The 7,100-nt window shown below is 37.5% G+C and carries 5 protein-coding genes and 1 riboswitch; all 5 genes read right to left on the bottom strand.

What is annotated here, in order from left to right:
- Positions 1 to 243 precede the first annotated feature (243 nt).
- Entirely contained in the window at positions 244 to 2,604 is a 2,361-nt protein-coding gene (locus tag ENO17_04945; protein HER24378.1) for a glycyl radical protein, read from the bottom strand.
- Between the two features lie 5 nt (positions 2,605 to 2,609).
- Positions 2,610 to 3,512 carry a glycyl-radical enzyme activating protein gene (locus ENO17_04950; GenBank protein HER24379.1) on the bottom strand — a complete coding sequence of 301 codons (903 nt, stop codon included), beginning with the start codon at positions 3,510 to 3,512 and terminating at the stop codon, positions 2,610 to 2,612.
- A 28-nt stretch (positions 3,513 to 3,540) separates the two neighbouring features.
- Positions 3,541 to 5,514 carry a transketolase gene (gene tkt, locus ENO17_04955; GenBank protein HER24380.1) on the bottom strand — a complete coding sequence of 658 codons (1,974 nt, stop codon included), beginning with the start codon at positions 5,512 to 5,514 and terminating at the stop codon, positions 3,541 to 3,543.
- 180 nt (positions 5,515 to 5,694) lie between these two features.
- On the bottom strand, positions 5,695 to 6,348 hold the full coding sequence (locus ENO17_04960) for a thiamine diphosphokinase (protein HER24381.1): 654 nt from the start codon (positions 6,346 to 6,348) through the stop codon (positions 5,695 to 5,697).
- Positions 6,349 to 6,359: 11 nt separating this feature from the next.
- Positions 6,360 to 6,914 carry an energy-coupled thiamine transporter ThiT gene (gene thiT / locus ENO17_04965; GenBank protein ID HER24382.1) on the bottom strand — a complete coding sequence of 185 codons (555 nt, stop codon included), beginning with the start codon at positions 6,912 to 6,914 and terminating at the stop codon, positions 6,360 to 6,362.
- A gap of 87 nt (positions 6,915 to 7,001) precedes the next feature.
- Positions 7,002 to 7,100, bottom strand: a riboswitch (TPP riboswitch). This riboswitch is flagged as partial in the annotation.

Consider the following 7,100-nt stretch of genomic DNA (forward strand, 5'->3'; position numbering starts at 1 on the left):
CGTTTCTTTGGGAGAAAAGAAGCAAGGGAATGATTCTCGGCTCTTAACGATAACATTATTAAAACACAAGAGATCCTTTTTTAACAATCTGTTATAGAGAATTCGGTTGATTGTTGTTAGCATCTCTTTTAAGTAAAAAGGCCAGTCATTTTTATCTAACAGACTTTAACCTCTATATTTTACCACAACTGTTGGTAATGTCAAATTTATTTTACTAAATCTTTTACTCCTTAACCTATTATTTCAAGTAAATTGATGTTCTGTTCTGCTAATTATCTCATCTTGCAAGTCCTTATTGAGATTATTAAAATAATCACTATAGCCTGCTACCCGTACAATAAGATTTCGGTATTTTTCAGGTTCTTTTTGGGCAGCTCTTAAAGTATTGGCACTGACCACATTAAATTGGATATGATGCCCTCCCAATTTAAAATAAGCTCTTATCAGATGAGTAAGGCTGTCTAACCCTTTTTCTCCAGCCAGTAATTGAGGAGTAAATTTTTGATTTAAAAGAGTCCCGCCGGTTTTGGACTGCTCCATCTTGGAAGCTGATTTGATAACTGCCGTTGGTCCCAAGCGGTCTATCCCCTGCACCGGGGAAATCCCTTCGGATAAGGGCTGCTTCTCTCTTCTTCCATCGGGTGTAGCTCCTATCACTGATCCAAAATAAATATGGCAGGTGGTGGGAAGCATATTAATCCTGTAAAATCCCCCTTTGGTATTTTTTCTACCATTTACTTCCTGATAGAATAAATTAAATACTAATTTCATAATATCATCAGCATAATCATCATCATTCCCGTATCGGGGAGTTTTATTTAAAAACAATTGCCGAATATCTTCGTGATCAATAAAATTATTTTTTAACCCTTCTTTTAATTTTTCCATATTAATATTTTTCTGGTCAAAGACATGATATTTAATAGCTGAGAGACTGTCAGTGATAGTCCCGATCCCTACGCCCTGAATATAATTGGTATTATACCGGGCACCACCAGCATTATAATCCTTCCCTTTTTCAATACAATCACTAATAATGATAGAAAGGAAGGGAGCCGGCATATAAGTAGCATATAATCTTTCAATGATATTATTTCCTTTTATTTTTATATCTATAAAATGATGAAGCTGTCTTTTAAAGGCAGTCAGTAGCTCCTTAAATGAATTAAACTTAGTTGGCTCACCACTTTCTATTCCTATTTTCTTATTGGTTTGAGGGTCGATACCGTTATTTATAGTTATTTCCAAAACTTTTACTAAATTAAAATAACCGGTCAAGATATAGCTCTCTTTACCGAAAGCACCTGTCTCCACACAGCCACTAGTACCGCCACAGCGGGCATCTTCTATAGATTTACCCTGTTTAAGCATCTCTTCGATCACTTCTTCGGCATTAAATACCGAAGGTTGTCCCCAACCTTTTCTGATTATCTCGCAAGCCCTTCTTAAAAATAGGTTTGGACTCTTTTTGCTTAATTGAATATTAGTGCTGGGTTGCAATAACCTCATTTCATCGATCACATCGAGCATGAGATAGGTCAGGTCATTTACTCCATCAGTACCGTCTATCTTTAATCCGCCATTATTAATATTGGCAAAATCAGTATAGGTCCCACTTTCGGCTAAGGTTACCCCTACTTTGGGGGGAGCCGGTTGATTGTTAAATTTTACCCAGAAGCATTCTAAGAGCTCCTTTGCCTTCTCCTGAGTCAGCGTCCCCTCTTCTATACCCCTTTTATAAAAGAGGTATAGAAGCTGGTCTAATCTGCCTGGATTGAAAGAGTCCCAGGTATTCAGTTCACTAATAACTCCTACATGGACAAACCAATACATTTGTAAAGCTTCCCAAAAATTTCGGGGGGGATTTGCAGGAATATAAGAACAAACTTCAGCAATTTTAAGTAACTCTTTCTTTCTTTGAGGATCTTTCTCAGCATTAACCATCTCTAAGGCTTTTTCGGTATAACGCTCGGCAAATCTACTGATAGCCCTGGCACAAACACGCATGGCTTTTAATTCTTCCTGTTTATCATAAGCTTCCGGATCATTTAAATAATCAAGATTCTCTATATTTTTTTCTATTTCCCGAATAAAATCAGAAAAACCTTGGTGATATATCTTATCATCAGCAACCGTATGTCCGGGGGCTCTCTGTTCCATAAATTCGGTGAATACTCCGGCGGTGTAACATTCTTTCCACTCCGTAGTCATCTCTTTAAATATCCGGCTACGCATTGACCTGTTTTCCCAATAGGGAATAATCTTCTCTTTTTGGACTTCTCTTACTTTTTGATTTACCTGAAAAGAAATTTTCTTTCGATTATTAATCATTTCGAGGTCTTCCAGACTGTGACAGCATAATTCCGGAAAGGTAGGAGTCGCTTGAGGGAATCCGCCTCTTTCTCCAACAATAAGTTCTCCTTCACCAATTGATATACTTTTATTTTCCAGCAAATACTTAAAAACCAAAGCACGAAGAAGGGGGGTTGAAACGGTTCCCTCATACTTCTTATACGCCTCAGTTACTAAAATTGCTCGTTCGATAGAAATATAAGGTTGAGTATCTAAACTTTCCTGTCTTAATTTTTCTACTCTTTTATTCATGTAAATTAACCTCTTAATTTCACCTTCAAATTAAATTTATTTAAAATTCCCGATATCTCGGATAATTTTTCTTCCGAAGGAGGTCGTGTGGCAGCTAACTTATAAGTTATTCCTAATCTTTGGTATTTATCGATACCTATATAGTGGTAAGGGAGAAGATTCACCTGGGTAATCTTTAAGTTAGATAAAAATTTCCCCATTTCTCTGATGTTTTGACTATCGTCGTTTATACCAGGTATAACCGGAAAACGAACAAAGATATTAGGGTGTACCGAGGAAAGTTTCTTTAAATTTTCTAAAATGATCTCATTGGATACACCGGTATATTTTCTATGTTTTTCTCTATCCATCAATTTTAAGTCATAGAGGAATAAACCTATTTTTTGACTTATTTTATGTAAAGTTTCCCAGGAAATATATCCGGAGGTATCAACTGCGGTATGAATCTTTTTTTCTCTGCAGGCATCAAGGAGGCTTTCTAAAAATTCAGATTGCTCCAAAGGTTCCCCACCTGAGAAAGTCACTCCCCCTCCGGATTCCTCATAAAATACCAGATCCTTTTCTATCTCTTTGATAACCTCTTTGCTGGTTAGTTTTTTTCCTATTATTTCCCGGGCTAAAGCCGGGCATTTTTCTACACACTTTCTGCAAAGCAGGCATTTCTTTCTTTCAGTAACCGGGATACCCTTTTTTATCCGAATAGCGTAAGATGTACAGGCTGCAGAGCACGCTCCACAGCCAATACATCTATCTCTCCAAAATATCATTTCCTGCCCGTTTAACTGACTTTCTGGGTTCTGACACCACCAGCAATTAAGCGGACATCCCTTTAAAAAGACGGTAGTACGGATCCCTGGTCCATCATGGATCGAGTATCTTTGAATATTAAAAACGGCTCCTGTAGTCATTGGAACAGATTTTATCAATAGATAGCCCCTAACAAAGTTTCATAATTTTTTGGGCAATTTTTTCAGGAGTAAAACCGAAATAATCAGCTAATTGTTGAGCTGGTGCACTTTTACCAAAAAACTTCATAAATACAGTATAGTAGGAATTATGTAATAACTGATACCAACCCTCTCCGTTATTGGCTTCAATAACTACCCGAAGTGCGTCTTTGGGTCCTAGAACCTCTTCGATATATTTTTTATCTTGTCTTAAAAATTCTTCTCTGTTCGGAATAGAGACCACACGGCCGGTAATACCATTTACTTTTAAAATGATATTTACCTGTGCGGCTAAGGATACTTCACTACCGCTGGCTATCAATATCACCTGTGGCGCTTCTTTTTCTTTATGGGATATGATATAACCACCCCGAGAGAATTCTGTTGTACCGCGGTATTTTTCTAGGTGAGGTAAATTCTGTCGGGATAAAATCAGGGCAGTTGGACCTTCTATTCTTTCTAAAACTTCCTTCCAAGCTAATTTGGTCTCTTCTTCATCTGCAGGTCTTATTACTCTTAAGTTGGGAATTATTCTTAAAGATTCAAGCTGTTCCACCGCTTGATGGGTAGGACCATCTTCTCCCACCATAATGGAATCGTGAGTAAAAATATAGATTACCGGGAGCCTCATCAAAGCAGCCATTCTAATGGCCGGACGCATATAATCCGAAAAAACAAAGAAGGTGGAACAAAAGGGTCTGAATCCTTTATGAGAGGCAATGCCATTCACTATGGCACCCATAGCATGTTCCCTAACTCCAAATCTAATATTTCTACCATCAAAGGACTCTTTTTGAATATCTTTATAATGATCCAAATAAGCCTTGGTAGAAGGGGATAAATCAGCTGAACCTCCAATAAGATAAGGAATTTTATCAGCGAGCTTATTTAAGATCATCGATGAAGCTACTCTGGTGGCTATCGGAGATTTTATTTCGAATTTATCCAATTCTAAACCTTGAGGAATAGTCAAATTAAAGGCCTGTTCCCATTGTTCTTTGAGGTCTGGATATTTTTCAGCCCATTTAATAAAATTATTTTTCCACTCTTCTCTTTTTTCGGCAAGCTGTTTTTTTCTATCTTCAAAAAATTCTTTAACCTCAGGTGAAATATAAAATTTCTCCTCCGGGGGTAATCCTAAATTCCTCTTTAAACCCTTTATCTCCTCTTCACCTAAAGGCGCACCATGACAGCTGCAAGAATCCTGCTTAGTGGGAGCACCATACCCGATATGGGTTTTCGCTATAATCAAAACGGGTTTATCTTCAGTTTCGTGAGCTTTAATAATAGCTGCTTTAAGTTCTTCAATACTATGACCGTTAATATGGTCAATGACTTTCCAATTATAAGCCCTAAATCTATCAGCTACTGATTCGGTAAAACTTACTTTGGTCTCTCCGGCAAGGGAAATACCATTATCATCATAGATAGCAATTAATTTTCCCAGACCCAGATGCCCGGCCAGTGAAGCGGCTTCGGAAGTAATCCCTTCCATCATGCAGCCGTCACCTAAAAGCGTATAAGTATAATGATCAACAATCTGATAATCCTCAGTATTAAACCTGGCTGCCAACATCTTCTCCGCTAGAGCCATTCCTACTGCATTGGCAAAACCCTGTCCCAATGGTCCGGTAGTCACTTCTATTCCTGGAGTTTCTCCATATTCCGGGTGACCGGGTGTTTTAGAATTAAACTGTCTAAATTTTTTTAAATCATCCAAAGAAAGATCATATCCCGAAAGATGTAATAGGGAATATATCCAGGCTGTTCCGTGTCCGGCAGAGAGTACAAAACGATCTCGATCCGGCCAATCCGGGACGGCAGGATCGTATTTTAATACATCTCCAAAGAGTACTGCTCCAATTTCTGCACAACCTAAAGGTAACCCGGGGTGACCGGAATTAGCCTTCTCTATCATGTCTACAGCCAAGCCTCTTACTATATTCGCAATTCTATTAAACAATTTAAAATTCCTCCTTCTTTTATAAATACTGATATCTAATATTTTACACTTATTTTTTTTCTTCTACAAACTTTTTTGGTTTTATATTTCATGATAATTATAGATTTTGGTGAATGAGGTAATCATGCAAAAGAAGAAATTGCAAGCGGACTAAATAATTAAATGATTGATGATCACAGATCATTGCTTTTGATTCAGAGTATACAATAGCAGTCCATTCTCAACGGTAATTATCGCTTTTTTTTGCTCAATTATATTACTAATACCTCTGGTCTTGTATCTTGATAAGCTTGCTGATTTGAGTAGATATTTACATCCCGTTATGGTAATGCCGGTAACCCTTTTATCCAGGGGGAGTAAAGAGAGGTTTGCTCCTTTTTTTTGGGAAAACACTTTTTCTTTATTGATTATTCCTATTTCTAGTCCGGGCTCCTTAATTAGGGCGGTAATTCCATTTCTAAAAGCATATTCCAGTAGAAAGATATTGGCTAATTGTTGATCCCATCGCCCCCCTGTAAAACCGATAATAATAATGTTATTAAGGCCTCTCTCCCCACAATATTGGAGTGCCAGCTCACCATCGGTTTCGTCCTTTTCATCAGGGTATTTTAGAATTTTGATTCCCATTTTTTCATAAAATTGATACTTTTCCTTAGTAAGAGAATCAAGATCTCCTATAATAACATCGGGAAAAAAACCTATACTCTCCAATAACAAGGCTCCGCCGTCAGCAGCAATAAACAAAGTGGCTTTCTCCCCTATTAGCTTCTTGTACTCTTTCCTATTCCCTTTTAATTCTCCGTTTAAGGCAATAACCACCTTATTCATGGACATAAATTATCCTCTTAACTTCCTATTTTTCCCTTATTAATGACTAAGTTCTTTAATAACGGTATAATAATTATATAACACAAGAGCAGAGATGGCAAAAGGTAACTAATATTATATATTGCTGAATATAGCCATGGACTTTGACCTTCCGGTGCATATTGAGCAAAAAATATTATACCGGAAAGGAAGTGACTAATAAACCTTCCCAGTCCTCCGATAAGAACAGCCAAGAATAACCAACTATAGGCAATAACCTTTGTCTTTAAATTAATCTTATGAGAGAATATTCCTGCTAATCCAACCAGCATATATGCTAAAGGATAATCCAATACCAGTTGTGCCGGGTGAATAATATAAGCACCAAGGGCTAATTGAACTAAGCCATACACTGCTCCGGTCATCATACCAGAACCAGCTCCCCAACGTAAGGCGATAATCAAAATCGGCAGCATTTCCAGACTAACTGATCCTCCCTGAGGCATTCTCCATAAGGGAATAAAATTTAAGATAGCCGCCAGTGCTACCGCCATACCAATCTCAGTCATTATCCTTACTTGATTTTTTTTCATGACAAATCTCTCCCTTTTTTAAAAAAATATATTACAAATAAAAAAACCGCAGACCTGATCTTTTAATCAAAACTGCGGTTTTACCACACAACTGTTGTTTCAATTCCCTACGCTGGCATTACCCAGATCAGGTTTTAAGGGTCTGTTTACTAAAAACACTCTCAGCTTTAATAAGCTCCCCTACTG

The organism is Candidatus Atribacteria bacterium, from assembly GCA_011056645.1.
In the GTDB taxonomy this organism is placed as follows: Bacteria; Atribacterota; Phoenicimicrobiia; order Phoenicimicrobiales; family Phoenicimicrobiaceae; genus Sediminicultor; species Sediminicultor quartus.

Coding starts and splice junctions, on each gene's coding strand:
- ENO17_04945 (HER24378.1), bottom strand. CDS start 2,604: ATGAATAAAAGAGTAGAAAAATTAAGACAGGAAAGTTTAGATACTCAA.
- ENO17_04950 (HER24379.1), bottom strand. CDS start 3,512: ATGACTACAGGAGCCGTTTTTAATATTCAAAGATACTCGATCCATGAT.
- ENO17_04960 (HER24381.1), bottom strand. CDS start 6,348: ATGTCCATGAATAAGGTGGTTATTGCCTTAAACGGAGAATTAAAAGGG.
- thiT (HER24382.1), bottom strand. CDS start 6,914: ATGAAAAAAAATCAAGTAAGGATAATGACTGAGATTGGTATGGCGGTA.